Here is a 24,862-nt window from a genome sequence, read left to right as displayed (position 1 = left end):
CAGACCTGAATGGATAGAACATCATGAACTTACACGAATATCAGGCAAAACAGTTGTTTGCACGGTATGGCTTACCGGCACCAACCGGTTATGCCTGCACCACGCCACGTGAAGCAGAAGAAGCCGCCTCTAAAATCGGCGCCGGTCCGTGGGTAGTGAAATGTCAGGTTCATGCCGGTGGCCGCGGTAAAGCGGGCGGTGTGAAAGTGGTTAACAGCAAGGAAGACATTCGTGCTTTCGCTGAAAACTGGTTGGGCAAAAACCTGGTTACTTACCAGACAGATGCTAACGGCCAGCCGGTAAACCAGATTCTGGTTGAAGCGGCGACCGACATCGACCAGGAGCTGTATCTGGGTGCAGTGGTTGACCGTGCAACGCGTCGCGTTGTGTTTATGGCGTCGACCGAAGGCGGCGTGGAAATTGAAAAAGTGGCGGAAGAAACCCCGCACCTGATTCATAAAATGGCGCTGGACCCACTGACTGGCCCGCAGCCTTTCCAGGGTCGCGAGCTGGCCTTTAAACTGGGCCTGACCGGTAAGCAAATTGGGCAGTTCACCAAAATCTTCATGGGTCTGGCAACGCTGTTCCTGGAGCGCGATCTGGCACTGGTTGAGATCAACCCGCTGGTGATCACCAAGCAGGGTGATCTGGTCTGCCTGGACGGCAAACTGACTGCCGATGGTAACGCGATGTTCCGTCAGCCTGAGCTGCGCGAAATGCGTGACCCGAGCCAGGAAGATTCCCGTGAAGCACACGCAGCGCAGTGGGAACTGAACTACGTGGCGCTGGAAGGCAACATCGGCTGTATGGTTAACGGCGCAGGTCTGGCGATGGGTACCATGGACATCGTTAAGCTGAGCGGCGGCCAGCCTGCTAACTTCCTGGACGTTGGCGGTGGCGCAACCAAAGAACGCGTGACCGAAGCGTTCAAAATCATTCTGTCCGATGACGCAGTGAAAGCAGTATTCGTGAACATCTTCGGCGGCATTGTTCGCTGTGACCTGATCGCTGACGGTATCATCGGTGCTGTGGCGGAAGTGGGTGTAAACGTACCGGTTGTTGTGCGTCTGGAAGGTAACAATGCTGAACTGGGTGCCAAAAAACTGGCAGACAGCGGCCTGAATATTATTGCAGCAACCAGCCTGAGTGACGCGGCGCAGCGCGTTGTTGCCGCAGCGGAGGGTAAATAATGTCAATTCTGATCGATAAAAACACCAAAGTGATCTGCCAGGGTTTCACCGGCGGTCAGGGTACCTTCCACTCCGAACAGGCGCTGGCCTATGGTACGCAGCTGGTTGGCGGCGTAACGCCAGGTAAAGGCGGTACTGAGCACCTGGGTCTGCCGGTATTTAACACCGTGCGCGAAGCCGTAGAAGCGACAGGCGCAACCGCATCTGTTATCTATGTTCCGGCTCCGTTCTGTAAGGACGGTATCCTGGAAGCTATCGATGCCGGTATCAAACTGATTATCACCATCACCGAAGGTATTCCGACGCTGGATATGCTGACCGTGAAGGTGAAGCTGGACGAAGCCGGTGTGCGCATGATCGGTCCTAACTGTCCGGGCGTTATCACCCCAGGCGAATGTAAGATCGGCATCATGCCTGGTCACATTCACCAGCCGGGTCGTATCGGTATCGTTTCACGTTCCGGTACACTGACTTATGAAGCCGTTAAGCAAACGACTGATATCGGCTACGGCCAGTCTACCTGCGTCGGTATCGGCGGTGACCCAATTCCTGGCTCTAACTTCATTGATATTCTGAAGCTGTTCCAGGACGATCCGCAGACTGAAGCGATCGTGATGATCGGTGAAATCGGCGGCAGCGCTGAAGAAGAAGCCGCAGCGTTCATCAAAGAACACGTCACCAAACCTGTTGTTGGCTACATTGCTGGTGTTACTGCGCCGAAGGGCAAGCGTATGGGCCACGCCGGTGCGATCATCGCCGGTGGTAAAGGTACTGCTGACGAGAAATTTGCAGCTCTGGAAGCGGCCGGTGTTAAAACTGTACGCAGCCTGGCTGACATCGGCGATGCGGTTAAAGCCGTTCTGCCACAGAAATAACGTTAAAAAAACTCGACATATTGGCCACCTTCGGGTGGCCTTTTTTTTGATCCTCTGCCAGGCTTTAAGCAGTTCATCAAAAAATGGCTTATTTATTATTTAATATAATATTTCTCGTCATGTCTTAAATTGCCCATCATATTACCTTAATGTTTAACTGTTACGTAAATATAAGGTACAAATAATTAACAACACTGCCTTCGCTACCATTTGTTAATGGTCTAAATATTATTTTAGATCAAAAAAACGCGAGTTATTTACCAGGTATTTAACTGGAAGAATTTGTCAATTTTGGTATAAATTGCGCTATATCAAATGGATGTTCTGGCCCGCCATGTGCTGAAATTTGATCTGGATATAAAAAACAATAATGCAGTGATAAACCCCTTTAAATATAAGTCTATTGGGGCGTATTATAGCTGGTGCAAGTCTTACCGAGCTTTTTAACCTGTCTTTAACTTTTAGAACACCCTGGCGGGAGGCGCGCTGTTATGCGTCTGAAACCAATACCAGGAATAATTATGTATTTTCGGGTCAGCGGAATATACCTGAGTAATTTACTCAATTATTTTTTGCCACGACCCATTAGCGGAGCAAGGAGTCAAAATGTTGGATATTGTCGAACTGTCGCGGTTACAGTTTGCCTTGACTGCCATGTATCACTTCCTGTTTGTACCATTAACGCTGGGTATGGCGTTTCTGCTGGCAATAATGGAAACGGTATATGTGCTTTCAGGTAAGCAAATCTATAAGGATATGACTAAGTTCTGGGGCAAGTTGTTTGGGATTAACTTTGCTCTTGGCGTCGCAACAGGACTCACCATGGAGTTCCAGTTCGGTACCAACTGGTCCTATTACTCTCACTACGTAGGCGATATCTTCGGTGCGCCGCTGGCGATCGAAGGCCTGATGGCGTTCTTCCTCGAATCGACCTTTGTCGGCCTGTTCTTCTTCGGTTGGGATCGTCTGGGTAAAGTGCAGCATATGGCTGTGACCTGGCTGGTTGCGCTGGGATCAAACCTTTCTGCACTGTGGATTCTGGTCGCCAACGGCTGGATGCAGAACCCGATTGCCTCAGAATTTAACTTCGAAACCATGCGTATGGAAATGGTCAGCTTCTCTGAGCTGGTGCTGAACCCGGTCGCTCAGGTTAAATTCGTTCATACCGTTGCTGCGGGTTACACCTGCGGCGCGATGTTTATCCTCGGTATCAGTTCTTACTATCTGCTTCGTGGCCGCGATCTGGCATTTGCTAAACGCTCATTCGCGATTGCAGCCAGCTTCGGTATGGCCGCTATTCTGTCGGTTATCGTACTGGGTGATGAATCCGGTTATGAAATTGGTGACGTACAGAAAACTAAACTGGCGGCGATAGAGGCCGAGTGGGAAACCCAGCCGGCTCCTGCTGCGTTTACCCTGTTTGGTATTCCCGATCAGGATACGCAGGAAAATAAATACGCGGTACAAATTCCCTGGGCGCTGGGCCTGATTGCTACCCGTTCGGTGGATAAACAAGTAACCGGTCTGAAAGAGCTGCTTGGCCAGCATGAAGTCCGTATCCGTAACGGGATGAAAGCCTATGAACTGCTGCAGGAACTGCGCAGCGGCAACCAGGACCCGGCTGTTCGTACTGCCTTCAATGCGGCGAAACATGACCTCGGATATGGCCTGCTGCTCAAACGCTATACGCCAAACGTCACTGATGCCAGCGAAGCGCAAATCGAGATGGCAACCAAGGATTCAATTCCACGCGTAGCACCGCTCTATTTCTCCTTCCGCATCATGGTGGGCTGTGGCGTGCTGATGCTGCTGATTATCGGCCTGTCATTCTGGTCAGTGATTCGCAACCGTATCGGTAACTGTAAAACGCTGCTCAAATGTGCTCTTTACGGTATTCCACTGCCGTGGATTGCTATCGAATCCGGCTGGTTTGTTGCCGAGTACGGTCGTCAGCCTTGGGCAATCGGTGAAGTGCTGCCAACTGCCGTGGCGAACTCCTCACTGACCGCTGGTGACCTGTTGTTCTCGATGGGGCTGATTTGCGGGCTGTATACCCTGTTCCTGGTCGCGGAAATGTATCTGATGTTTAAATTCGCCCGCCTTGGACCGAGTAGCCTGAAAACCGGACGCTATCACTATGAGCTGTCCAGTACTCATTCGCAGCCGGCACGCTAAGACAGGAGTTCTCACATGTTTTCTTACGAGATATTGCGTTTTGTATGGTGGGTGCTGATCGGTGTATTGCTGATTGGGTTTGCCGTCACCGAAGGCTTTGACATGGGCGTGGGTATGCTGTCGCGTATTCTGGGTAAAACCGATACCGAGCGCCGCGTGATGATTAACAGTATTGCACCGCACTGGGACGGTAACCAGGTCTGGCTGATTACCGCCGGTGGTGCACTGTTCGCTGCCTGGCCAACGGTCTATGCCGCAGCGTTCTCCGGTTTTTACGTAGCGATGATTCTGGTGCTGGCGTCTTTATTCTTCCGTCCGGTAGGGTTTGATTACCGCTCGAAAATTGAAGACATGCGCTGGCGCGGAATGTGGGACTGGGGCATTTTCATCGGTAGCTTTGTGCCGCCGCTGGTGATCGGTGTGGCGTTTGGTAACCTGCTGCAGGGTGTGCCGTTCCATATTGATAGCGATCTGCGCCTGTTCTACACCGGCAACTTCTTCCAGCTGCTGAATCCGTTTGGCCTGGTGGCAGGTATCGTCAGCCTGACGATGTTCCTGACCCAGGGGGCGACTTATCTGCAAATGCGGACCGTGGGTGAACTGCATCTGCGTTCACGCGTTACCGCGCAGATTTCTGCACTGGTGATGATGGTGTGCTTCCTGCTGGCAGGTGTCTGGGTTGTCTACGGCATTGATGGCTATGTCGTGACCTCCGCTATCGATCATAACGGCGTTTCTAATCCGTTACTGAAAGAAGTGAGTCATGAAGCGGGAGCCTGGATGCGGAACTTCAACAGCGCTCCGATACTGTGGGTTATTCCTGCGCTGGGCGTTGTGCTGCCGCTGCTGACGATTCTCTGTTCTCGTCTGGAGAAAGGAGCCTGGGCATTCGTCTTCTCTTCTCTGACGATGGCCTGCGTTATCCTGACCGCGGGCGTGGCGATGTTCCCATTCATCATGCCTTCAGTAACCGTACCTAACGTCAGCCTGACCATGTGGGATGCAACGTCGACTCTGCTGACGCTGAGAGTAATGACCGTAGTGGCAATTATCTTTGTGCCAATTGTCCTGTCTTACACCATCTGGTGTTACTACAAAATGTTCGGTCGTGTGACCAAAGAGCAGATTGAAAGTAACAGCCATTCTCTCTACTAAGAAGGAGCGACACTATGTGGTATTTTGCCTGGATACTTGGCACGCTGCTGGCCTGTGCTTTCGGTGTGATCACCGCGCTGGCTCTGGAGCAGGCAGAAGCAACAGCGAAAGATAAACATTAATGGGGCAGGGCATCGCTCATCTTTATCGGCTGATGGATAAGGGCCCGTTGCGGGTCCTTTCACTAATAGCAGCACTGCTGCTGGCGGGCTGTATGTTTTGGGACCCGTCGCGCTTTGCTGCTAACAGCAGCCAGCTTGCTATCTGGCAGGGACTGGTGCTGATGTGGGCCGTTTGCAGCGGGGTGATTCACGGCGTAGGCTTTCGTCCGCGCCGCCTGCGCTGGCAGGGATTTTTCTCACCGCTCCCGGCTCTGGTAGTACTTATCATCGGTCTGGCATTTTTCTTTTTATAAACGCCTCTGGGGTCAGCGGTGACTGGCCCTTTCACTCTCTTCTTCCTTCTGTACGATTCAGTGCTAAGAAATCTTTTTTTAGCTTCATTTCTGTCAATGTTTGTCTGTTAAATGTGCTGAAATCAGCTAAGTTGTTACCGGCTGATAATTATTTTCGTTCCCCTCTGGCAACCCATTCCAAAGGCGTAATCTCTTGCGTATAGTAGCAACGTTTTCATGTACCAACGTTTAAGCATTACCGGGATGTAGAGTGAGTACAACGCTGTTTCAATGGCCGGTTCGCGTCTATTACGAAGACACCGATGCCGGTGGTGTGGTTTACCACGCCAGCTATGTCGCTTTTTATGAACGAGCACGGACTGAGATGCTGCGTCAGCGCCATTTCAATCAGCAGGCGCTTCTGGAACAACAGGTCGCTTTTGTCGTGCGTCGTATCACGGTCGATTACCTTGCAGCTGCCCGCCTCGACGATATGCTCGACGTGCAGAGCGAGGTCGTTGCCATGAGCAGAACGACCATGACATTTGCCCAGCGTATCCTTAATGCAGATGGCCGTGTGCTCAATGAAGCAGAAGTCCTTATCGCCTGCATCAACCCACATCTAATGAAGCCGATAGCGCTTCCCAAGTCTATTGTCGCGGAGTTCAAGCAGTGACTGACATGAACATTCTTGATTTGTTCCTGAAGGCGAGCCTTCTGGTCAAACTTATCATGTTGATTTTGATCGGGTTTTCAATCGCTTCCTGGGCGGTCATTATTCAGCGTACCCGTATCCTCAATGCTGCGACACGCGATGCGGATGCTTTTGAAGACAAGTTCTGGTCGGGTATCGAACTGTCTCGGCTGTATCAGGAAAGCCAGGCGCGCCGCGATGAGTTGGGCGGTTCTGAGCAGATTTTCTACGCGGGCTTTAAGGAATTTGCCCGTCTGCATCGCGCCAATAACCATGCGCCGGAAGCGGTGGTGGAAGGGGCGACGCGTGCCATGCGCATCTCGATGAATCGTGAGCTAGAAGCGCTGGAAAACCACATTCCCTTCCTCGGTACCGTGGGTTCCATCAGTCCGTATATCGGTCTGTTTGGTACGGTATGGGGGATCATGCATGCCTTTATCGCGCTGGGTGCGGTGAAACAGGCGACTCTGCAAATGGTTGCGCCGGGTATCGCTGAAGCACTGATTGCCACGGCGATCGGTTTGTTCGCGGCAATCCCAGCCGTTATGGCCTATAACCGCCTGAACCAGCGAGTGAATAAGCTGGAACAGAACTACGACAACTTTATGGAAGAGTTCACGGCTATCCTGCATCGTCAGGCTTTCTCCAGCGACGTAAGCAAGTAAGTCGGAGGTTTTATGGCCAGAAAGCGTGGTCGCGGTCGTCGCGACCTTAAGTCCGAAATCAATATCGTGCCATTGCTGGATGTGCTGCTGGTTCTGTTGCTGATTTTCATGGCAACTGCACCGATTATCACCCAGAGCGTGGAAGTGGATTTGCCGGACGCAACCGATTCAAAAACAGTCTCCAGCGACGATAATCCTCCGGTGATTGTCGAAGTCGCGGGCGTCGGACAGTACAGCCTGGTGGTCGATCACGACCGGATGGAGCAGCTGCCGCCGGAACAGGTGATTGCCGAAGCGCGAAGCCGCATTACGGCGAATCCGAAGACCGTGTTCCTGATTGGCGGTGCTAAAGAAGTGCCTTACGACGAAATCATTAAGGCGCTGAACTTGCTGCATCAGGCAGGCGTTAAGTCCGTCGGACTGATGACGCAGCCGATTTAATTCATCCGAACCGTTTTTGGGAACCGAGAGTGTCGAAGGCAACCGAGCAAGACGATAAGTTAAAACGAGCCATAACCATTTCCGTGGTGCTGCATATCATTTTGATTGCGGCGCTGGTATGGAGCTCGTTTGACGAAAATATCGACGCCAGCGGCGGCGGTGGCGGTAGCGATATTGACGCGGTGATGGTCGATCCTGGTGCTGTCGTTGAACAGTACAATCGCCAACAAAATCAGCAGAGCGACAGCAAGCGCGCCGAGCAGCAGCGTCAGAAGCAGGCAAAACAGCAGGCGGAAGAGCTGCAGCAGAAGCAGGCCGCTGAGCAACAGCGGCTGAAGCAGCTGGAAAAAGAGCGCCTGCAGGCGCAGGAAGACGCTAAGCAACAGGCGGCGGAACAGGCAGCCGAGCAGAAACAGGCGGAAGCCGCAGCCAAACAGGCGCAGCAGGAACAGAAACAGGCCGAGGCGGCTGCAGCAAAAGCGAAGGCTGAAGCGAAAGCCGAAGCGGACGCCCAGGCTAAGGCGAAAGCGGATGCCCAGGCGAAAGCCAAGGCCGATGCGCAGGCTAAGGCAGATGCCGATGCTCAGGCGAAAGCCGCAGCGGATGCCAAGAAAAAAGCCGAAGAAGAGGTCAAAAAGGCTGCTGCTGACGCGAAGAAAAAAGCGGAAGAGCAGGCTAAGCAGGCCGCTGCGGAAGCGGCTAAAGTGAAAGCTGCCGCGGATGCGAAAGCTGCCGCCGCGGAAGCCAAGGCGCAGGCTGCTGCCGAGGCGAAAGCCCAGGCCGCAGCAGATGCGAAAGAAAAAGCCGCAGCGGAAGCCAAAGAGAAAGCCGCCGCTGAAGCGAAGGAAAAAGCCGATGCGGCCGCGAAAGCCAAAGCTGACGCCGCAGCAAAAGCGAAAGCCGATGCCGCAGCCAAGAAGAAAGCGGCAGCCGAGGCAGCGAAAGATGCCGGTGACGTAGGCGACCTGCTGGGGGATCTCTCCTCCGGTAAGAATGCGCCGAAATCAGGTAAGGCAGCCGGTGGTGGCGGTGCTGCAGGGCAGGGCACGCAGAAGAAATCCGGTGCCTCCGGCGCGGCGATAGACAGCTATCTGGGCCAGGTTAAAGCGGCGATTCAAAGCAAGTTTTATGATGCGGATACCTTTGCAGGTAAAAAATGTGAAATACGAATTAAACTTGCTGAGGATGGCACGCTGTTTGGTCCGACGTCACTGGGTGGCGATGATGCCCTTTGTCAGGCTGCGATAAATGCGGCTAATTCGGCAAGAATTCCGAAACCGCCTAGTCCGGAAGTCTGGCAGGCAGTGAAAAACGCCACTTTGGAGTTTAAACCGTAAGAATGCGGTAACCAGCGGCATGTTGAACTATGTTAAGCATGCCGTACTCTTAGGTTTGTTGATACAAGGCTAATTATCATGGGCGTTTTGTCCGGATAAGGGAGAAATAATGAAGCAGGCATTTCGTGTAGCGCTGAGTTTTTTACTGCTGTTTGTCGCCGTGGCGCATGCAGAAGTACGCATTGAAATTACTCAGGGTGTGAACTCTGCACGTCCTATCGGCGTGGTACCGTTTAAGTGGGATGGCCCTGGCGCTGCCCCGGAAGATATTGGTGGCATCGTTGCTGCCGACCTGCGTAACAGCGGCAAATTCAACCCGCTGGACCGTTCACGTTTACCACAGCAGCCAACCTCTGCTGCGGAAGTGCAGCCTGCTGCATGGACCGCGTTGGGTATTGATGCCGTAGTGGTGGGTCAGGTGCAGCCTGGTGCCGACGGTAGCTATCTGGTTTCCTACCAGCTGGTCGATACCTCCGGCAACCCCGGTGCGGTACTGGCGCAAAACCAGTTCAAAGTCACCAAGCAGTGGCTGCGCTATGCGGCTCACACCGCCAGTGATGAAAGCTTTGAGAAGCTGACCGGTATTAAAGGTGCGTTCCGTACGCGTATCGCCTACGTGGTGACTACCAACGGCGGACAGTTCCCGTATGAGCTGCGCGTTTCCGACTACGATGGCTACAACCAGTTTGTGGTTCACCGTTCACCACAGCCGCTGATGTCACCGGCCTGGTCTCCGGACGGTAGCAAAGTCGCCTATGTGACCTTTGAGAGCGGTAAATCAGCGCTGGTAATCCAGACGCTGGCCAACGGTGCTATCCGTCAGGTTGCTTCGTTCCCACGCCACAACGGCGCACCGGCATTCTCACCGGACGGCAGCAAGCTGGCCTTCGCCCTGTCTAAAACCGGCAGCCTGAACCTGTACGTGATGGATATTGGCTCTGGTCAGATCCGCCAGGTCACCGACGGTCGCTACAACAGCACCGAACCAACCTGGTTCCCGGACAGCCAGAGCCTGGCCTATACTTCTGACCAGGCCGGACGCCCGCAAATTTATAAAGTCAGTGCAAGCGGTGGTACACCGCAGCGTATTACCTGGGAAGGTTCACAAAACCAGGATGCGGACGTGAGCGCTGACGGCAAATCAATGGTGATGATCAGCACCAACGGCGGCGCTCAACACGTCGCCCGACAAGATCTGGTAACGGGAGCCGTTCAACAATTAACGGACACGTTCCTGGATGAGACGCCAAGTCTCGCACCTAACGGCACAATGGTAATCTACAGCTCAACTCAGGGTATGGGTTCCGTATTGCAGTTGGTTTCGACGGATGGGCGTTTCAAAGCGCGTCTTCCGGCAACTGATGGACAGGTCAAGTTTCCTGCCTGGTCGCCGTATCTGTAATGCATATAAATATGTATGACAAACAATAATTAGGAATCAAAAATGCAACTGAACAAAGTGCTGAAAGGCTTAATGCTGGCACTGCCAGTAATCGCGGTAGCGGCTTGTAGCTCTCACAAGAACAACAACAACGACCAGACCAATGCAGGTCAGGACGGTTCTAACAGCGGCTACAACAACGGCGGCAACATGTCTTCTGACGAGCAGGCGCGTCTGCAGATGCAGCAGCTGCAGCAGAACAACATCGTTTACTTCGGTCTGGACAAATATGACATCCAGTCTGAATTCGCTCAGATGCTGGATGCGCACGCTAACTTCCTGCGTAGCAACCCGTCTTACAAAGTGACTGTTGAAGGTCACGCGGATGAGCGCGGAACTCCTGAGTACAACATCGCACTGGGCGAGCGTCGTGCTAACGCAGTTAAGATGTACCTGCAGGGTAAAGGCGTTTCTGCTGACCAGATCTCTATCGTTTCTTACGGTAAAGAGAAGCCAGCTGTACTGGGCCACGACGAAGCAGCCTATGCTAAAAACCGTCGTGCCGTACTGGTTTACTAAGAGACTGACATGATTAGTAGCTTCAGAACTCAACTATTGAGTCTGTCGTTACTGATTGGCATAGCGGCCCCCTGGGCCGCTAATGCCCAGGCAACAATCAGTAGCGTTGGCTCAGGCTCGGTCGAAGACCGCGTCACCACACTTGAGCGTATTTCTAATGCTCAGGCACAACTCCTCCAGCAGCTTCAGCAGCAGCTTTCCGACACGCAAAACGACATCGATTCTTTGCGCGGCCAGATCCAGGAAAACAGCTATCAGCTGAACCAGGTTGTTGAGCGACAGAAAAGTATCCTTCAGCAGATTGACACTCTGAGCAGCGGCGGTGCCGGTGCGCAGGCCAGCGGTGCGGGAGATGCAGCAGCCGGAGCGGCGGCTGCAACCGGCAGTGCGGCAGGCGATGCAACGGCGGCGGCCCCAGCGGCCGCACCGACGCAAAGCGGCGATGCGAATACCGACTACAACGCGGCGGTGGCGCTGGTACTGGAAAAAAAACAGTACGATCAGGCTATCGCAGCGTTTCAGGCCTTTGTGAAAAAGTATCCGGATTCAACCTATCAGCCTAATGCCAACTACTGGCTTGGGCAGTTGAATTACAACAAAGGCAAAAAAGACGATGCGGCCTACTATTTCGCCACCGTTGTCAAAAACTACCCTAAATCGCCAAAAAGCGCCGATGCGCTGTTTAAGGTTGGGGTGATCATGCAGGAAAAAGGCGATAAAGCAAAAGCCAAAGCCGTTTACCAGCAGGTCATAAAACTTTATCCAAACAGTGAAGCGGCAAAGCAGGCGCAAAAGCGTTCCGCAGCTCTTTAACTGGCGCGATTTGACCAGAATACGCCTGAATTCTGGTCTTAACGCGTGAAAGCTAAGCAGTTGAACGTAATGTGTTGAAATAGTGGTTGCGCTGGAAATTCAAATCAGTAATATATGCCGCCGTTGCCGGGGGATATGTAAATAGCATCCAGCAGCACAAAAGTGGGTCGTTAGCTCAGTTGGTAGAGCAGTTGACTTTTAATCAATTGGTCGCAGGTTCGAATCCTGCACGACCCACCACTTTAAAGCTGTAAAGATTTACCGAGCGTCGGGTCGTTAGCTCAGTTGGTAGAGCAGTTGACTTTTAATCAATTGGTCGCAGGTTCGAATCCTGCACGACCCACCATCACTTAGGTTAATACTTAATGTGATGAGCGATGTAAGTCGCAGAGTAATAAAAGAAGTACAGCAGTTCTGATATGGGTGATTAGCTCAGTTGGTAGAGCATCTCCTTTACACGGAGGGGGTCGGCGGTTCGAGCCCGTCATCACCCACCATATCGGGTCGTTAGCTCAGTTGGTAGAGCAGTTGACTTTTAATCAATTGGTCGCAGGTTCGAATCCTGCACGACCCACCATCACTTAAAGTGATGCGTAGAGCAAGAGCAGTAAAAGCAGTTCCGAAATGGGCGATTAGCTCAGTTGGTAGAGCATCTCCTTTACACGGAGGGGGTCGGCGGTTCGAGCCCGTCATCGCCCACCATTTCGGGTCGTTAGCTCAGTTGGTAGAGCAGTTGACTTTTAATCAATTGGTCGCAGGTTCGAATCCTGCACGACCCACCAATGTTAAGAAGGCGCCCTAAAGGCGCCTTTTTGCTATTCGTTATTCGGGCGGGATTCGTACCTGCAGCAGGTTCGGGTCGAACGCAGTGAGACAACGTTGCCACGGCAACGGCCCGAAGGGCGAGGCGAAGCCGAGTCATACTGCACGACCCACCAATGTTAAGAAGGCGCCCTAAAGGCGCCTTTTTGCTGTCTGCGATTCGGGCAGGGTTCGAATCAGATTAGCCCAAACTCTTCCAGATATGCATTACCGCATAGCTCCGCCACGGGCGCCACGCCTGAGAGCGTTTCTCCGCCTCTTTTGCATCGATCCTCCCCAGGTTATTACGCACAACGATATCGCCCGCAGGAAAGGCATCAGGCCAGCGTAGGGCGCGCATAGACAGATACTGTGCGGTCCAGTCACCAATTCCCGGTAGTGCCAGCAGCTGAGTCACGGTTTTGTCAGGCTGGCTTACCGCATCCAGCTTCAGCGTTCCCTGCGAGCAGGCAGCAGCCAGCGCCAGAATGCAGCGGGTGCGGGCACTGACGATCCCCAGGCTGGCGATATCATCAATACTGCACTCCGCAACCCGTTCAGCCAACGGCGACAGATGCGTCAGCTGCGGCAGCGGGCAGTCAAAGGGATCGCCAAAAGCCGTCGCAAAACGTCCACCCAGCGTCGCTGCTGCTTTAACGGTGATCTGTTGCCCAAGGATCGCACGTACTGCCATCTCGAAACCGTCGAAAGCACCGGGTACACGCAGACCCGAATAAGCCTGTAAAGAAGGCTGCAGCAGCGGGTCCTGCCCCAGATGTGCGGCAATTAAATCCGGTCGTGCACTCAGGTCAAACAGATTCCTCAGGCGGCGCAGCAGGGCAGGCAGCACGGGGGTGAGTGAATGGCTGAACTCCACCTGTAGCATATTTTTCGCCGCTTTCTGCCGAACCTGAATCCAGCCACAGTGCTGCCCCAGCCTGACCGTCCGGCTGTAGCTCTCCGTATCGACATATTCCACCCCCTGCAAAGCGCGAACGCGCAGGAAATCCAGCATCGCCTGCCAGTCGTACGGCGGACGATAACCGAGCTGAAGTACCGACGTATCGCTGTTATTCATATCAGAGTCTTTTTCCGTGCCCTCTTTTCTCAGGCGGCTGGGCGGCATGCGGTACTGACTGCTGAAGGCGTCATTAAAGCGCCGCAGGCTGGAGAAACCGCTGGCAAAGGCAATTTCCGTCACCGGAAGCCGCGTTTCGCTAAGCAGCTGCTTTGCCAGCAGCAGGCGGCGCGTTTGGCGCAGTTCCTGTGGCGAAACGCCGAGCTCTTTCTGAACAATGCGCCGTAGCTGCCGCAGGCTGAGATCGAAACGCGCTGCAATCTCCTCAAGGCTTTCTACCTGCTCAATCAGTCCCTCATCAATCTGCTGCATCAGCCGTTCGGCCACTCGCTGGCCGTGATCGACCGGAGCGTTGCCGGGTGCCAGCTCTGGCCGGCAACGAAGACAGGGGCGAAAGCCCGATTTCTCAGCGGCTTCAGCATTGGCAAAAAACAGGCAGTTGGCTGCTTGAGGCGCTTTCACCGGGCAGATCGGGCGGCAGTAAATCCCCGTTGACGTCACGCCAACGAAAAAAACGCCATCAAAACGCGCATCACGAGAGGTGAGGGCAAGGTAAGCTGAGTCCCGGTCGATCATCATTGGCTCCTGTTATACAGCGGTCGAATCAGGTTAGCGTCTGAGCAGACACCTGGCTGGCCATATTCGGACATCACACTATTTTATGCCGGTGTCCGAAAACGGCTAGTACCGCCATACAAAAAGCGGATAATCAACCGGAAACCGAGACATGGAGGAAGCAACACATGAGTTATGACTTCAAAATGATGCAGTCGCCGGTCGGCGAGCTGAAGCTGGTCGCCTCTGAACGCGGGCTGGTTGCCGTGCTGTGGGAAAATGATGATCCTAAACGCGTGCGTTTCCTGCCGCAGGTTGAACAACCTGATAATCCCATTCTGCTCGAGGCGGAACGCCAGCTGTGGGAGTACTTCTCCGGCAAACGGCGGGAGTTTGCCCTGACCCTGGAGTTTGTTGGTACGGAATTTCAGAAACAGGTTTGGGCCGCGCTGGTCACCATTCCCTATGGTGAAACCCGCAGCTATGGTGATATTGCACGCCAGATCGGTAATCCGACGGCGGTACGCGCGGTGGGGGCTGCCAACGGACGTAATCCGCTTTCCATTATTGCGCCCTGTCATCGGGTCATTGGCACCAACGGTAAACTGACCGGTTTTGCCGGCGGTCTGCAAACTAAAGCTTTCCTGTTGCGCATTGAGGGCGGTGGCCAGCTATGGCCGGAAGAGGCACTTTAACGATCGACATCACATCCTGGTGTGAAAATTAAAAACTCAGCGACATTGCTCTATATTTCAGCTATCGTGTTTAGCATATAAAACAAACCAGCCGAAGAGTTGGCACCGGACCGGGTTCCAGGGCCGTTTCGGTTAAGTTGAAAAAACGAGAGTTGCATTATGAGCCTGATGTTTAATCCCGAAGACGCCATCTATCCGTTCCCGCCGAAACCGGCAAAACTGTCCATCGACGAGAAACAGTTTTACCGCGAAAAGATTAAACGCCTGCTAAAAGAGCGGGATGCGGTGATGGTCGCCCATTACTACACCGATCCGGAAATCCAGTCACTGGCGGAAGAGACCGGCGGGTGTATTTCCGACTCGCTGGAAATGGCCCGATTCGGTAGCCAGCATCCGGCATCAACGCTGCTGGTCGCCGGCGTGCGTTTTATGGGCGAAACCGCCAAGATCCTTAGCCCGGAAAAAACCATTCTGATGCCGACGTTGCAGGCCGAGTGTTCGCTGGATCTCGGCTGCCCGATCGACGAGTTCAGCCGTTTCTGCGATGCGCACCCGGACCGTACGGTCGTGGTTTACGCCAATACTTCCGCCGCCGTTAAGGCCCGTGCTGACTGGGTCGTCACCTCCAGCATTGCTGTTGAACTGATCGAGCATCTCGACAGCCTGGGGGAAAAAATTATCTGGGCACCGGATCGCCATCTGGGCCAGTACGTTACGCGCAAAAGCGGGGCCGATGTGCTGTGCTGGCAGGGGGCCTGCATCGTCCACGACGAATTTAAAACTCAGGCGCTACAGCAAATGAAGGCGCTCTATCCGGAAGCCGCCGTACTGGTGCATCCGGAGTCTCCGCAGGCGATCGTCGATCTGGCCGATGCGGTGGGATCGACCAGTCAGCTGATCCAGGCAGCGCAGACCATGCCGCATAAGAAAATGATCGTCGCCACCGATCGTGGCATTTTTTACAAAATGCAGCAGGCCTGCCCGGATAAAGAGCTGTTGGAAGCGCCCACCGCTGGTGAAGGTGCCACCTGCCGCAGCTGTGCGCACTGCCCGTGGATGGCAATGAACGGACTGAAAGCGATTGCCGATGGTCTTGAGCAGGGTGGGAGTGCCCACGAGATACACGTTGATGAAGCGCTGCGCCAGGGCGCATTGATCCCGCTGAATCGTATGCTAACCTTTGCAGCACAACTCAAACTTAAGGTTAAGGGTAACGCCTGACCGATGGTCTTCAGGATAAGGTCTTAATATGGATTTCTTCAGTACCTCAAATATTCTGGTTCATATTCCTCTCGGCAGCGGTGGTTACGATCTTTCATGGATCGAAGCCATAGGTACGCTGGCTGGCCTGCTGTGCATCTGGCTGGCAAGCCTGGAAAAGATCGTCAACTATGCGTTTGGCCTGCTTAACGTCACGCTGTTCGCCGCGATCTTTTTCCAGATCCAGCTCTACGCCAGCCTGTTACTACAGCTATTTTTCTTCGTGGCCAATATATACGGCTGGTACGCCTGGAGTCGCCAGACCAGCGATCATCAACAGGCGTTGAAGATTCGCTGGATGCCGCTGCCAAAAGCGCTTCTTTGTGGCGCTGTTTGCATACTGGCGATTGCACTGATGACGTTCTATATCGATCCGGTGTTCGCCTTTCTGACCCGTACTTCGGTGGCGCTGATGCAGGGGCTGGGGATGAACGTGGTGATGCCGGAACTTCAGCCTGATGCTTTCCCGTTCTGGGATTCCTGCATGATGGTGTTGTCGATTGCCGCAATGATCCTGATGACGCGCAAATACGTCGAGAACTGGCTACTGTGGGTGGTGATCAACATTATCAGCGTGATGATTTTTGCCCGGCAGGGGGTTTATGCGATGGCGCTGGAATATGCCATTCTGACGGTGATTGCGCTTAACGGTTCCTGGCTGTGGATTAAAAGCGCACGCCAGCGGGTGTGAAACCTCAGCGCGGCAGGCGGCGATGATGACCGCCTGCCGTCGTTCAAACTTTCGTTGTTGATTAGTGGTGATGGCCGTGATGGCTGTGACTCTCGCCCTGAATCCAGTGCAGATCGCAGTCATCGCCGTCGCAGCGCTGATACTCTATCTGCACCGTTGCGTGCTCGATCTGATAATTCTCATGCAGGTAATGATGAATACGTTGCAATAGCGCATCGTGATCGCGCGGGGGTATCACCTGCACATGCAGCGTAATGACCGGCTTTTCTCCCACCTGCCACAGATGAACGTGATGCACGTTGCGAACCTCGGGAATATTCAGCGTCAGCGATCGCTGCAGCTTGTCGGCATCAATATGCTGCGGTGCGCCTTCCAGCAGTTCATGCGTGCTCTCTTTAATCAGCATCCAGCCGCTGCGCAGCACCAGCATTGAAACCAGCACCGAGAGAATAGGGTCAATCGGCGTCCACCCGGTAAACATAATAATCAGCGCCGCCGCAATGGCTCCCACTGAACCCAGCAAATCACCCAGCACGTGTAAAGCCGCCGCCCGTACGTTGAGATTCTTTTCACCGCTCCCGCGATGCAGCAGCCAGAATGAAAGGATATTGGCCAGCAGGCCGCCGACGGCAATAACCAGCATCATTCCGCCCGCAACGGGTTGAGGATGGGTAAAACGTTGAATGGCTTCCCAGACAATCAGGACTGTAATCACCAGCAGGGCGAGGGCGTTGACGAACGCGGCGAGCGTGGTTAAGCGCAGCATACCGAAAGTATGCCGTTTGTCCGGTCGACGTTGGGCAAACTGAACCGCCATGAGCGCAACCAGCAGCGCGGCGGCATCGGTGAGCATGTGCCCGGCATCCGCCAGCAGGGCCAGCGAGCCGGATAACAGGCCGCCGACCACTTCAGCGACCATATAGATTGCGGTAACAAGGAAGGCCGCCAACAGGCGGGAACGGTTTCCATCCGCTGCAGAATGACTGTGTGCCATAGATATCCGATAGAGTTAACAGACGCTTGATCCAGTATACTAATGGATTCGCTGCAACAATTGTATTTTGCTGTCTGTTCTCATCGTTCTGATGACTCAGTCACCAAACGCTTTGCGGGCAGCTGTCGTGCTAGATGAAACACCGGGCCGATGACCTGCCCCGGTGCTACAGCGACAATGCGCTGTTACTGCGTAGTACCATCCGTTTTATGGTTGGCATCGTCACCCACTTTCTTGCTGGTATCCGGGCATTTCCCGTCTTTGCACTGTGAGTTTTTGTGCACTTCTGCGGCATTCAAATCCTGATGCGTTGAGTTGGCATCGCCAGTGTTGATTTTACTGTTATCCACGTTGTTAGGCTGAAGATTCTGTTTTGCATCTGGCGCTTTGGCACCGGCATCTGCCGCTGCATTAGCCGCACCGTTGTTGCTGCTGCTATCTGCGGCCATCGCCGTTGCGCTACCCAGGGTCATTGCTGCAGTGAGGAAGATCATCGCGAACTTATTCATCATTGTGCTCCGTTGAGTTCTGAGTATGGACCAAACCGGCTTAACGATTTGAAGAGGAATATCCCCTTTAGAAATAAAGCTCCATAAAGATAACGTCAGGCAACCATAAATTGTGCCAATTCCATTTTTCAAAAAATTAACACTTAAAATTGTAGTAAAGAGAAGCAGAAAATCAAATTCACCCTGAAAACCGTCGGGGAAAGGCGATTTACAGCGTCGGGGACTCGCGATAGATTGGAGCTGATGCGCCTGGTGTGCAGTTCGGCAATGAAATAACCTGGAACTATTATGAATTATCAGAACGATGACTTAAGAATCAAAGAGATAAAAGAATTATTACCTCCTGTTGCCCTGTTTGAAAAATTCCCTGCCACGGATAAGGCTGCTGACACAGTATTCCGCGCTCGCCAGGCAATTCACCAGATTTTGCAGCAGCAGGACGATCGCCTGCTGGTGGTGATCGGTCCCTGTTCCATTCACGATGTGACGGCGGCGAAAGAGTATGCAGAGCGTCTGCTGAAGCTGCGCGAGGAGCTGAAGGATTCGCTGGAAGTGGTGATGCGCGTTTATTTTGAAAAGCCGCGCACCACGGTTGGCTGGAAAGGGCTGATTAACGATCCACATATGGATGGTAGTTTCCAGATCAACGATGGTCTGCGCATTGCGCGCAAGCTGCTGGTGGATATCAATGACAGCGGCCTGCCTGCTGCCGGTGAGTTCCTTGATATGATCACCCCGCAGTACGTCGGCGATCTGATGAGCTGGGGCGCTATTGGCGCGCGTACCACGGAATCTCAGGTTCACCGTGAGCTTTCTTCCGGTCTTTCCTGCCCGGTTGGCTTTAAGAACGGCACTGACGGCACGATTAAAGTTGCCATCGATGCGATTGGTGCAGCCGGTGCGCCGCATTGCTTCCTGTCGGTGACCAAGTACGGTCATTCTGCGATTGTAGAAACCAGCGGTAATCAGGATTGCCATATCATTCTGCGCGGCGGCAAAGAGCCAAACTACAGCGCGCACCATGTTAGCGCGGTGAAGAGCGGTCTGGAAAAGGCCGGTCTGCCGGCGCAGGTGATGGTTGATTTCAGCCACGCTAACAGCAGCAAGCAGTTTAAAAAGCAGCTTGATGTGTCTACCGATGTGGCAGAGCAGATTGCTTCGGGTGAGCGGGCGATCATTGGTGTGATGATTGAGAGCCATCTTGTGGAAGGTAATCAGAGCCTGGAGAGCGGTGAGCCGCTGGTTTACGGTAAAAGCGTCACCGATGGCTGCATCGGTTGGGAAGATACTGAAACCGTGCTGCGCCAGCTGGCTGCGGCGGTGAAGGCGCGTCGCGGGTAATGTCCGATTAGTGGTTGGCGGTACCTGAGCAGGTTTGCTACAGCTACAGCGCCTGAGCAGACGGATCGCTGCCCGCTTCGGCGGTCCTCGCGCCGCTTTGCGGTGCCTTCACTTCGTTCGTCAGCCTCACGGACCAGCACAGACGCGTGTCCCGCGCGGCTGTGCTTTTTGGCCGCGTCCATGCGGCCAAATCCTGGCTTTCTCTCTCCGTTCAGCGCTGCGGATTGCCGAAGCGGGCAGCGATCCGTCTGTTCCGTAGCTTCAGCGTTTTTTTGCGATAACCCCTCATTACTATTCAGCTGGTTAGCGTTAATCAGATTGCGTATTAGCGACTCTGGCGTGGTCTTCAGATCAGAAAACATCTGTTTTGTGCATTAATGCCATCAGTTGGAGATCGGTGGTCTAGCCTGCGGTTGTATCCATGCCAAAAAGAATCTACAAAACTCTGCTTTCGCCTTTCGCCTTTCGCCTTTCGCCTTTCGCCTTATTGCTGCTTTTTCGCTGAGTTTACATGTTAAACATCGCAGCCTGAACGATTTGCCAGGCAGCAATAACAATGCTCTGAAGGTGCACAGCCTCTGCCGGGGATACCGGGCAATCCGCAGCGCTGAGGTGAAAGCAGATGGCCAGGAGACGCCAACAGGGAAGTTGGCGTCAGGCGAAGTCGGGTCAGGGATGACACGTCTTCGGCGGTCCGACCGGCCGGATGCTGTAACCGAAGGCATCACGCAGCGCGTGACGCGAGGACCGACCGGAAGCCCCGGCAGAGGCTGGGAACCCGGCACGGTTTTTCAGCAACACCGGCAGAAGCTGGGAACCCGGCACGATTTTTCAGCAACACCGGCAGAGGCTGGGAACCCGGCACGGTTTTTCAGCAACATCGGAAGAGGCTGGAAACCTGGCGCCATTCTCGTCGCGATTCTCCCCAAATCGCACACAAAAAAAACCGCCATCTCAAAGACGGCGGCTTTATCAACTCAGCTCACTCCTGCCTCTCGGCAGAAAATTACTTCGCTTTACCCTGGTTTGCTACGGCCGCGGCTTTCGCTGCGATCTCGTCAGCATCACCCAGATAGTAGTGCTTGATAGGCTTGAAGTTTTCATCGAACTCATACACCAACGGCACGCCGGTTGGGATGTTCAGTTCCAGAATCTCTTCTTCGCTCATGTTGTCCAGGTATTTCACCAGCGCACGCAGGGAGTTACCGTGGGCAGCGATGATCACTTTCTCGCCGCTTTTCATGCGTGGCAGAATAGACTCGTTCCAGTAAGGCAGAACGCGATCGATAGTCAGCGCCAGGCTTTCGGTGGTTGGCAGCTGCTCTGCGGTCAGTGACGCATAGCGCGGGTCGTGGCCAGGGAAACGCTCATCGGCACGATCCAGCTCCGGTGGAGTCACCGCAAAACCGCGACGCCACTGCTTAACCTGCTCGTCACCGTATTTGTTCGCGGTTTCCGCTTTATCCAGACCCTGCAGCGCACCGTAGTGACGCTCGTTCAGACGCCATGATTTCTCAACCGGCAGCCAAACCTGATCCACTTCGTCCAGAATATTCCACAGCGTGTGGATGGCACGTTTCAGCACGGAGGTGTAAGCAAAATCGAAGGTGAAGCCTTCTTTTTTCAGCAGTTGACCCGCTGCTTTAGCTTCGGTGCGGCCTTTATCAGACAGATCAACGTCGTACCAACCGGTAAAGCGGTTTTCGTTGTTCCACTGGCTTTCGCCGTGACGCACCAGAACCAGCTTAGTTACAGCCATAGCTTAACTCCTTAATAACTTTACGTTTCTATGATAATGGGAATCGGTAAACTGCCGGAGCCTGCGCGCGACAATTTTAATGTGCATTACCATAGCTGAAATCTGCGCAGCGCGTAAGCCCGTCGCGCATGCGTTGCGCGTTTTTCATGCGCTTTATCAAACTGCAATCAACTGGTAACGCGTTACCGACTGATACGATTCACCTGGCGCCAGCCAACAGTCCGGCTGTGGCCATTCAGGGTGATTAGGCGAGTCGGGCAGAAACTCGCTCTCCAGCGCAATACCCTGGAAAGCATTATAGACTCCCTGTTCGCGCGCCGGGGTTCCCGCCAGGTAATTCCCGCTGTAAAGCTGCAAAGCCGGAGCGGTAGTAAACACTTTAAGCTGTAGTTGACCGTCGGCAGACCACAGCTCGGCGGCCGATTCCGGCGAGTCATTCAACAGGTAAGCGTGATCGTAACCTTTCACCCGCTGCTGATCGGCATCCTTCAGGAAATCCTGCGCCACGCTCTTCGCCTGGCGAAAATCGAAGCCGGTTCCCTCTACCGCTTTCAGTGGCGCAGCGGGAATCCCTTCGCTATCCACCGGCAGATAGTAATCGGCGTTTAACAGCAGGCGATGCTGGCGCGCATCGCCGTGTTCCGCATCCAGATTGAAATAGGCATGATTAGTCAGATTCACCGGGCAGGGTTTATCCACCGTCGCCTGGTAGCTAATCGAAAGGGTGTTATCTTCATCCAGATGATAGCGCAGCGAGACGATCAGTTCGCCCGGGAAGCCCTGATCGCCGTCGGGTGAATCAAGGCGGTATTCCACTTCGCTTTCGCTCTGGCAGACAATCTGCCAGCGACGATGGCTGAAGCCTTCAGGGCCGCCGTGCAGCTGGTGTCCGCCCTGATTGGCGCTCAGTTGAATGGCCTCACCGTTCAGTATCAGCTGTGAGTGAGCGATACGGTTCGCGTAGCGGCCAACTGTCGCACCAAGATAAGCAGACTGGTGAAGATAGTCGGAAGGTGTCGCGCAGCCCAGCAGCGCTTCTCGTACGCTGCCGTCGCGCATCGGCACGCGTGCGGAAAGCCACGTTGCGCCCCAGTCCATAAATGTCGCTACCATGCCGTTGCCGTTGCGCAGGGTGGTGATCCGCCACGGCTGTCCGTCCGGGGCGTGAGAATCAGGTTTTAGCATGGACCGGCTCCTTCTGAGGCTTTGCAAACGTAAAATGTTTCTTTGATACCGGACTGTGCCTCGTACTGCTCCGCCACGGCCGCCTTCACGCCCGCTACGCGATCCTGCGGCATCAGCGCCACCACGCAGCCGCCAAAGCCGCCGCCGGTCATGCGTACGCCACCGCTCTCACCCAGCGCGGCTTTAACGATATCTACCAGCTGATCGATTGCCGGTACGGTGATTTCAAAGTCATCGCGCATTGAGGCGTGGGATTCTGCCATCAGCACCGCCATGCGGGTCAGATTGCCGTTGGCCAGCGCATCGGCCGCTTCCAGCGTGCGGGCATTTTCCGTCAGCACGTGGCGTACGCGTTTCGCTACCAGCGGGTCCAGCTCGTTCTGGCGCTCGTTGAACTGCGCCAGGGTCACATCACGCAGGGAAGACTGGCCAAAGAACGCCGCACCTTCTTCGCACTGCTGGCGGCGGGTATTGTATTCACTGCCGACCAGGCTGCGGCGGAAGTTGGAGTTAATGATCACGACCGCGATGTCTTCCGGCATCGGAACCGGTCGGGTGCCGAGCGTGCGGCAGTCCAGCAGCATGGCGTGATCCTTCTCACCCAGCGCCGAAATCAGCTGATCCATAATGCCGCAGTTGCAGCCGACAAACTGGTTTTCCGCTTCCTGACCGTTGACGGCAATTGCTGCACCATCCAGCGCCAGTCCGTAAAGGTGATTGAACACGGTGCCTACCGCCACTTCCAGAGAGGCCGAGGAGCTTAAACCCGCACCCTGCGGCACGTTGCCGCTAATTACCAGGTCCGCGCCGCCGAAATTTGGCTGACGCTGTTGTAAATGCTTCACCACGCCGCGCACGTAGTTGGCCCACATATAGTCCGGGTGGGAAACAATAGGCTGGTCGAGGGAGAAAATATCCTGCTGGCTGTCGTAATCGGCCGCAACAACCCGTACCTGACGGTCGTCGCGCTTTGCACAGCTGATTACCGTCTGGTAATCAATCGCGCAGGGCAGCACAAAACCGTCGTTATAGTCGGTGTGCTCGCCAATCAGATTCACCCGGCCGGGCGCCTGGATTGTATCGGTTGCCGCGTAGCCAAAAGCGTCGTTAAAAATCTGCTGGGTCGTGGTCTTCAAAGTCATGGTTATGCTCCGGTTTCGCGGAAATGGATATCGCTGACGGCACGCAGACGTTCGGCTGCCTGTTCCGGCGTTAAATCACGTTGAGTTTCAGCCAGCATTTCGTAGCCGACCATAAATTTACGTACCGTTGCTGAACGCAGCAGCGGTGGATAGAAGTGTGCGTGCAGCTGCCAGTGTTCGTTGTCTTCGCCGTTAAACGGCGCACCGTGCCAGCCCATGGAGTAGGGGAACGAGCACTGGAACAGGTTGTCATAGCGGCTGGTCAGCTTTTTCATTGCCAGCGCCAGATCGTCGCGCTGCGCGTCGCTGAGATCGGTGAGGCGCTTCACGCTGGCTTTCGGCAGCAGCAGGGTTTCAAACGGCCATGCCGCCCACCACGGCACCACGGCCAGCCAGTGCTCGGTTTCTACTACCGTACGGCTGCCGTCCTGCAGTTCGCGTGCGCAGTAATCAACCAGCATTGGCGATCCGTTTTTGGCATACCAGGCACGCTGCAGATCGTCCTCGCGCTTCGCTTCATTCGGCAGGAAGCTGTTGGCCCAAATCTGGCCGTGCGGATGCGGGTTGGAGCAGCCCATCGCCGCGCCTTTATTCTCAAAGACCTGCACCCACGGATAGCTTTGGCCCAGCTCAGCGGTTTGTTCCTGCCAGGTTTTCACCACATCAATCAGACCATCGAGCGTCAGTTCCGGCAGGGTTTTACTGTGATCGGGGGAAAAACAGATCACCCGGCTGGTTCCGCGCGCGCTTTCGCAGCGCATCAGTAAATCATCGCTTTCCGGGGCATCCGGCGTATCGGTCATCAGCGCCGCAAAGTCGTTGGTAAAGACATAGGTGCTGGTGTAATCGGGATTTTTATCGCCGGTTACGCGGGTATTGCCCGGGCAGAGAAAACAGTCGGGATCGTGCGCAGGCAGCTTATCCTGCGAGGGTGTTTCCTGCGCGCCCTGCCATGGTCGTTTGGCGCGATGCGGGGAAACCAGAATCCACTGATCGGACAGCGGATTGTAGCGACGATGTGGATGATCCACCGGATTAAATTTTTGCATGTTAAGTCCTGAATACCTTCTGTCTGCGTCAGATCTGATAAAAAAATAGCACAGTCGCGGTGCGGAAAGCGTGATCGAAATGGAAAAAATGGAATCGTTTACAC

Annotated in this window: 24 protein-coding genes, 6 tRNA genes and 1 other RNA gene; 24 read left to right on the top strand and 7 right to left on the bottom strand. The window is 54.3% G+C overall.

Going from position 1 to position 24,862, the window contains the following annotated elements:
* Window positions 1–23: 23 nt before the first annotated feature.
* The 20 genes from sucC to JOE09_RS07490 all read left to right on the top strand — a co-directional run bounded on the left by sucC (window position 24) and on the right by JOE09_RS07490 (window position 12,637).
* Window positions 24–1,190, top strand: coding sequence for an ADP-forming succinate--CoA ligase subunit beta (sucC, locus tag JOE09_RS07585; RefSeq protein ID WP_105591086.1), 1,167 nt, complete (start codon window positions 24–26; stop codon window positions 1,188–1,190).
* Window positions 1,190–2,065 (top strand): succinate--CoA ligase subunit alpha, encoded by an 876-nt coding sequence (gene sucD, locus JOE09_RS07580; protein WP_105591087.1) that lies wholly within the window; start codon window positions 1,190–1,192, stop codon window positions 2,063–2,065. Before sucC ends, sucD begins: the two co-directional genes overlap by 1 nt.
* A 606-nt stretch (window positions 2,066–2,671) precedes the next feature.
* The gene (gene cydA / locus JOE09_RS07575) at window positions 2,672–4,240 is read left to right on the top strand and encodes a cytochrome ubiquinol oxidase subunit I (protein WP_105591088.1); all 1,569 of its coding nucleotides are present in this window, start codon (window positions 2,672–2,674) and stop codon (window positions 4,238–4,240) included.
* A 15-nt stretch (window positions 4,241–4,255) separates the two neighbouring features.
* On the top strand, window positions 4,256–5,395 hold the full coding sequence (gene cydB / locus JOE09_RS07570) for a cytochrome d ubiquinol oxidase subunit II (protein WP_105591089.1): 1,140 nt from the start codon (window positions 4,256–4,258) through the stop codon (window positions 5,393–5,395).
* 14 nt (window positions 5,396–5,409) lie between these two features.
* Window positions 5,410–5,517, top strand: a complete 108-nt coding sequence (cydX, locus tag JOE09_RS07565; RefSeq protein WP_105591090.1) for a cytochrome bd-I oxidase subunit CydX — start codon at window positions 5,410–5,412, stop codon at window positions 5,515–5,517.
* Window positions 5,517–5,810 carry a cyd operon protein YbgE gene (gene ybgE / locus JOE09_RS07560; protein ID WP_205065345.1) on the top strand — a complete coding sequence of 98 codons (294 nt, stop codon included), beginning with the start codon at window positions 5,517–5,519 and terminating at the stop codon, window positions 5,808–5,810. The genes cydX and ybgE overlap by 1 nt, the downstream gene beginning before the upstream one ends.
* A 250-nt stretch (window positions 5,811–6,060) precedes the next feature.
* On the top strand, window positions 6,061–6,465 hold the full coding sequence (gene ybgC, locus JOE09_RS07555; RefSeq protein ID WP_200548051.1) for a tol-pal system-associated acyl-CoA thioesterase: 405 nt from the start codon (window positions 6,061–6,063) through the stop codon (window positions 6,463–6,465).
* 5 nt (window positions 6,466–6,470) lie between these two features.
* On the top strand, window positions 6,471–7,148 hold the full coding sequence (tolQ, locus tag JOE09_RS07550) for a Tol-Pal system protein TolQ (RefSeq protein ID WP_205065627.1): 678 nt from the start codon (window positions 6,471–6,473) through the stop codon (window positions 7,146–7,148).
* Between the two features lie 12 nt (window positions 7,149–7,160).
* Window positions 7,161–7,589 (top strand): colicin uptake protein TolR, encoded by a 429-nt coding sequence (gene tolR / locus JOE09_RS07545; RefSeq protein WP_205065344.1) that lies wholly within the window; start codon window positions 7,161–7,163, stop codon window positions 7,587–7,589.
* A gap of 29 nt (window positions 7,590–7,618) precedes the next feature.
* On the top strand, window positions 7,619–8,926 hold the full coding sequence (tolA, locus tag JOE09_RS07540) for a cell envelope integrity protein TolA (protein ID WP_205065343.1): 1,308 nt from the start codon (window positions 7,619–7,621) through the stop codon (window positions 8,924–8,926).
* Between the two features lie 109 nt (window positions 8,927–9,035).
* Window positions 9,036–10,328: a Tol-Pal system beta propeller repeat protein TolB gene (gene tolB / locus JOE09_RS07535; protein WP_205065342.1), complete on the top strand. Its 1,293-nt coding sequence runs from the start codon at window positions 9,036–9,038 to the stop codon at window positions 10,326–10,328.
* 42 nt (window positions 10,329–10,370) lie between these two features.
* Window positions 10,371–10,886 (top strand): peptidoglycan-associated lipoprotein Pal, encoded by a 516-nt coding sequence (gene pal, locus JOE09_RS07530; RefSeq protein ID WP_123336515.1) that lies wholly within the window; start codon window positions 10,371–10,373, stop codon window positions 10,884–10,886.
* Between the two features lie 9 nt (window positions 10,887–10,895).
* Window positions 10,896–11,699 carry a cell division protein CpoB gene (gene cpoB, locus JOE09_RS07525; protein ID WP_205065341.1) on the top strand — a complete coding sequence of 268 codons (804 nt, stop codon included), beginning with the start codon at window positions 10,896–10,898 and terminating at the stop codon, window positions 11,697–11,699.
* 164 nt (window positions 11,700–11,863) lie between these two features.
* Window positions 11,864–11,939: transfer RNA gene (locus tag JOE09_RS07520), tRNA-Lys, on the top strand.
* 30 nt (window positions 11,940–11,969) lie between these two features.
* Window positions 11,970–12,045 (top strand) — tRNA-Lys (locus JOE09_RS07515).
* 75 nt (window positions 12,046–12,120) lie between these two features.
* Window positions 12,121–12,196 (top strand) — tRNA-Val (locus JOE09_RS07510).
* A 4-nt stretch (window positions 12,197–12,200) separates the two neighbouring features.
* Window positions 12,201–12,276 (top strand) — tRNA-Lys (locus tag JOE09_RS07505).
* A 49-nt stretch (window positions 12,277–12,325) separates the two neighbouring features.
* Window positions 12,326–12,401: transfer RNA gene (locus JOE09_RS07500), tRNA-Val, on the top strand.
* 4 nt (window positions 12,402–12,405) lie between these two features.
* Window positions 12,406–12,481 (top strand) — tRNA-Lys (locus JOE09_RS07495).
* A gap of 32 nt (window positions 12,482–12,513) precedes the next feature.
* Window positions 12,514–12,637: non-coding RNA, RtT sRNA (locus JOE09_RS07490), on the top strand.
* A 65-nt stretch (window positions 12,638–12,702) separates the two neighbouring features.
* On the opposite strand, the gene JOE09_RS07485 is transcribed toward JOE09_RS07490, so the two are convergent.
* Window positions 12,703–14,154, bottom strand: a complete 1,452-nt coding sequence (locus tag JOE09_RS07485; protein WP_205065626.1) for a DNA-3-methyladenine glycosylase 2 — start codon at window positions 14,152–14,154, stop codon at window positions 12,703–12,705.
* A 167-nt stretch (window positions 14,155–14,321) separates the two neighbouring features.
* Here JOE09_RS07485 and JOE09_RS07480 point away from each other — a divergent pair, with 167 nt between their 5' ends.
* The 3 genes from JOE09_RS07480 to pnuC all read left to right on the top strand — a co-directional run bounded on the left by JOE09_RS07480 (window position 14,322) and on the right by pnuC (window position 16,779).
* A complete protein-coding gene (locus JOE09_RS07480) occupies window positions 14,322–14,828 on the top strand; it encodes a methylated-DNA--[protein]-cysteine S-methyltransferase (RefSeq protein WP_105591100.1) in 507 nt (168 codons plus the stop codon).
* A gap of 159 nt (window positions 14,829–14,987) precedes the next feature.
* Window positions 14,988–16,049, top strand: a complete 1,062-nt coding sequence (nadA, locus tag JOE09_RS07475) for a quinolinate synthase NadA (protein WP_105591101.1) — start codon at window positions 14,988–14,990, stop codon at window positions 16,047–16,049.
* 28 nt (window positions 16,050–16,077) lie between these two features.
* Window positions 16,078–16,779 (top strand): nicotinamide riboside transporter PnuC, encoded by a 702-nt coding sequence (gene pnuC / locus JOE09_RS07470; RefSeq protein ID WP_205065340.1) that lies wholly within the window; start codon window positions 16,078–16,080, stop codon window positions 16,777–16,779.
* A gap of 61 nt (window positions 16,780–16,840) precedes the next feature.
* Here the strand turns inward: pnuC and zitB are convergent, their stop codons facing one another.
* Both zitB and JOE09_RS07460 read right to left on the bottom strand, forming a co-directional pair.
* Window positions 16,841–17,773 (bottom strand): CDF family zinc transporter ZitB, encoded by a 933-nt coding sequence (gene zitB / locus JOE09_RS07465; protein WP_105591103.1) that lies wholly within the window; start codon window positions 17,771–17,773, stop codon window positions 16,841–16,843.
* A gap of 185 nt (window positions 17,774–17,958) precedes the next feature.
* On the bottom strand, window positions 17,959–18,282 hold the full coding sequence (locus JOE09_RS07460) for a protein YbgS (RefSeq protein WP_200563627.1): 324 nt from the start codon (window positions 18,280–18,282) through the stop codon (window positions 17,959–17,961).
* Window positions 18,283–18,570: 288 nt separating this feature from the next.
* Here JOE09_RS07460 and aroG point away from each other — a divergent pair, with 288 nt between their 5' ends.
* Complete coding sequence (aroG, locus tag JOE09_RS07455; RefSeq protein ID WP_105591105.1) at window positions 18,571–19,623, top strand: 3-deoxy-7-phosphoheptulonate synthase AroG; 1,053 nt, start codon at window positions 18,571–18,573, stop codon at window positions 19,621–19,623.
* A 1,006-nt stretch (window positions 19,624–20,629) separates the two neighbouring features.
* Here the strand turns inward: aroG and gpmA are convergent.
* From gpmA to galT, 4 genes are all read right to left on the bottom strand, one after another.
* Window positions 20,630–21,382, bottom strand: coding sequence for a 2,3-diphosphoglycerate-dependent phosphoglycerate mutase (gene gpmA, locus JOE09_RS07450; RefSeq protein WP_012441996.1), 753 nt, complete (start codon window positions 21,380–21,382; stop codon window positions 20,630–20,632).
* Between the two features lie 156 nt (window positions 21,383–21,538).
* Window positions 21,539–22,567 carry a galactose-1-epimerase gene (galM, locus tag JOE09_RS07445; RefSeq protein WP_205065339.1) on the bottom strand — a complete coding sequence of 343 codons (1,029 nt, stop codon included), beginning with the start codon at window positions 22,565–22,567 and terminating at the stop codon, window positions 21,539–21,541.
* On the bottom strand, window positions 22,561–23,709 hold the full coding sequence (gene galK / locus JOE09_RS07440; protein ID WP_205065338.1) for a galactokinase: 1,149 nt from the start codon (window positions 23,707–23,709) through the stop codon (window positions 22,561–22,563). The genes galM and galK overlap by 7 nt, the downstream gene beginning before the upstream one ends.
* 2 nt (window positions 23,710–23,711) lie before the next feature.
* Window positions 23,712–24,758, bottom strand: a complete 1,047-nt coding sequence (gene galT / locus JOE09_RS07435; protein WP_205065337.1) for a galactose-1-phosphate uridylyltransferase — start codon at window positions 24,756–24,758, stop codon at window positions 23,712–23,714.
* Between the last annotated feature and the right edge of the window lie 104 nt (window positions 24,759–24,862).

It is taken from the genome of Pantoea coffeiphila (assembly GCF_016909495.1).
Taxonomy (GTDB): domain Bacteria; phylum Pseudomonadota; class Gammaproteobacteria; order Enterobacterales; family Enterobacteriaceae; genus Erwinia; species Erwinia coffeiphila.
This window is presented reverse-complemented; position numbering and strand designations above follow the sequence as displayed.

Coding starts and splice junctions, on each gene's coding strand:
- sucC (WP_105591086.1), top strand. CDS start 24: ATGAACTTACACGAATATCAGGCAAAACAGTTGTTTGCACGGTATGGC.
- sucD (WP_105591087.1), top strand. CDS start 1,190: ATGTCAATTCTGATCGATAAAAACACCAAAGTGATCTGCCAGGGTTTC.
- cydA (WP_105591088.1), top strand. CDS start 2,672: ATGTTGGATATTGTCGAACTGTCGCGGTTACAGTTTGCCTTGACTGCC.
- cydB (WP_105591089.1), top strand. CDS start 4,256: ATGTTTTCTTACGAGATATTGCGTTTTGTATGGTGGGTGCTGATCGGT.
- cydX (WP_105591090.1), top strand. CDS start 5,410: ATGTGGTATTTTGCCTGGATACTTGGCACGCTGCTGGCCTGTGCTTTC.
- ybgE (WP_205065345.1), top strand. CDS start 5,517: ATGGGGCAGGGCATCGCTCATCTTTATCGGCTGATGGATAAGGGCCCG.
- tolQ (WP_205065627.1), top strand. CDS start 6,471: ATGAACATTCTTGATTTGTTCCTGAAGGCGAGCCTTCTGGTCAAACTT.
- tolR (WP_205065344.1), top strand. CDS start 7,161: ATGGCCAGAAAGCGTGGTCGCGGTCGTCGCGACCTTAAGTCCGAAATC.
- tolB (WP_205065342.1), top strand. CDS start 9,036: ATGAAGCAGGCATTTCGTGTAGCGCTGAGTTTTTTACTGCTGTTTGTC.
- pal (WP_123336515.1), top strand. CDS start 10,371: ATGCAACTGAACAAAGTGCTGAAAGGCTTAATGCTGGCACTGCCAGTA.
- cpoB (WP_205065341.1), top strand. CDS start 10,896: ATGATTAGTAGCTTCAGAACTCAACTATTGAGTCTGTCGTTACTGATT.
- JOE09_RS07485 (WP_205065626.1), bottom strand. CDS start 14,154: ATGATCGACCGGGACTCAGCTTACCTTGCCCTCACCTCTCGTGATGCG.
- JOE09_RS07480 (WP_105591100.1), top strand. CDS start 14,322: ATGAGTTATGACTTCAAAATGATGCAGTCGCCGGTCGGCGAGCTGAAG.
- nadA (WP_105591101.1), top strand. CDS start 14,988: ATGAGCCTGATGTTTAATCCCGAAGACGCCATCTATCCGTTCCCGCCG.
- pnuC (WP_205065340.1), top strand. CDS start 16,078: ATGGATTTCTTCAGTACCTCAAATATTCTGGTTCATATTCCTCTCGGC.
- zitB (WP_105591103.1), bottom strand. CDS start 17,773: ATGGCACACAGTCATTCTGCAGCGGATGGAAACCGTTCCCGCCTGTTG.
- JOE09_RS07460 (WP_200563627.1), bottom strand. CDS start 18,282: ATGAATAAGTTCGCGATGATCTTCCTCACTGCAGCAATGACCCTGGGT.
- aroG (WP_105591105.1), top strand. CDS start 18,571: ATGAATTATCAGAACGATGACTTAAGAATCAAAGAGATAAAAGAATTA.
- gpmA (WP_012441996.1), bottom strand. CDS start 21,382: ATGGCTGTAACTAAGCTGGTTCTGGTGCGTCACGGCGAAAGCCAGTGG.
- galM (WP_205065339.1), bottom strand. CDS start 22,567: ATGCTAAAACCTGATTCTCACGCCCCGGACGGACAGCCGTGGCGGATC.
- galK (WP_205065338.1), bottom strand. CDS start 23,709: ATGACTTTGAAGACCACGACCCAGCAGATTTTTAACGACGCTTTTGGC.
- galT (WP_205065337.1), bottom strand. CDS start 24,758: ATGCAAAAATTTAATCCGGTGGATCATCCACATCGTCGCTACAATCCG.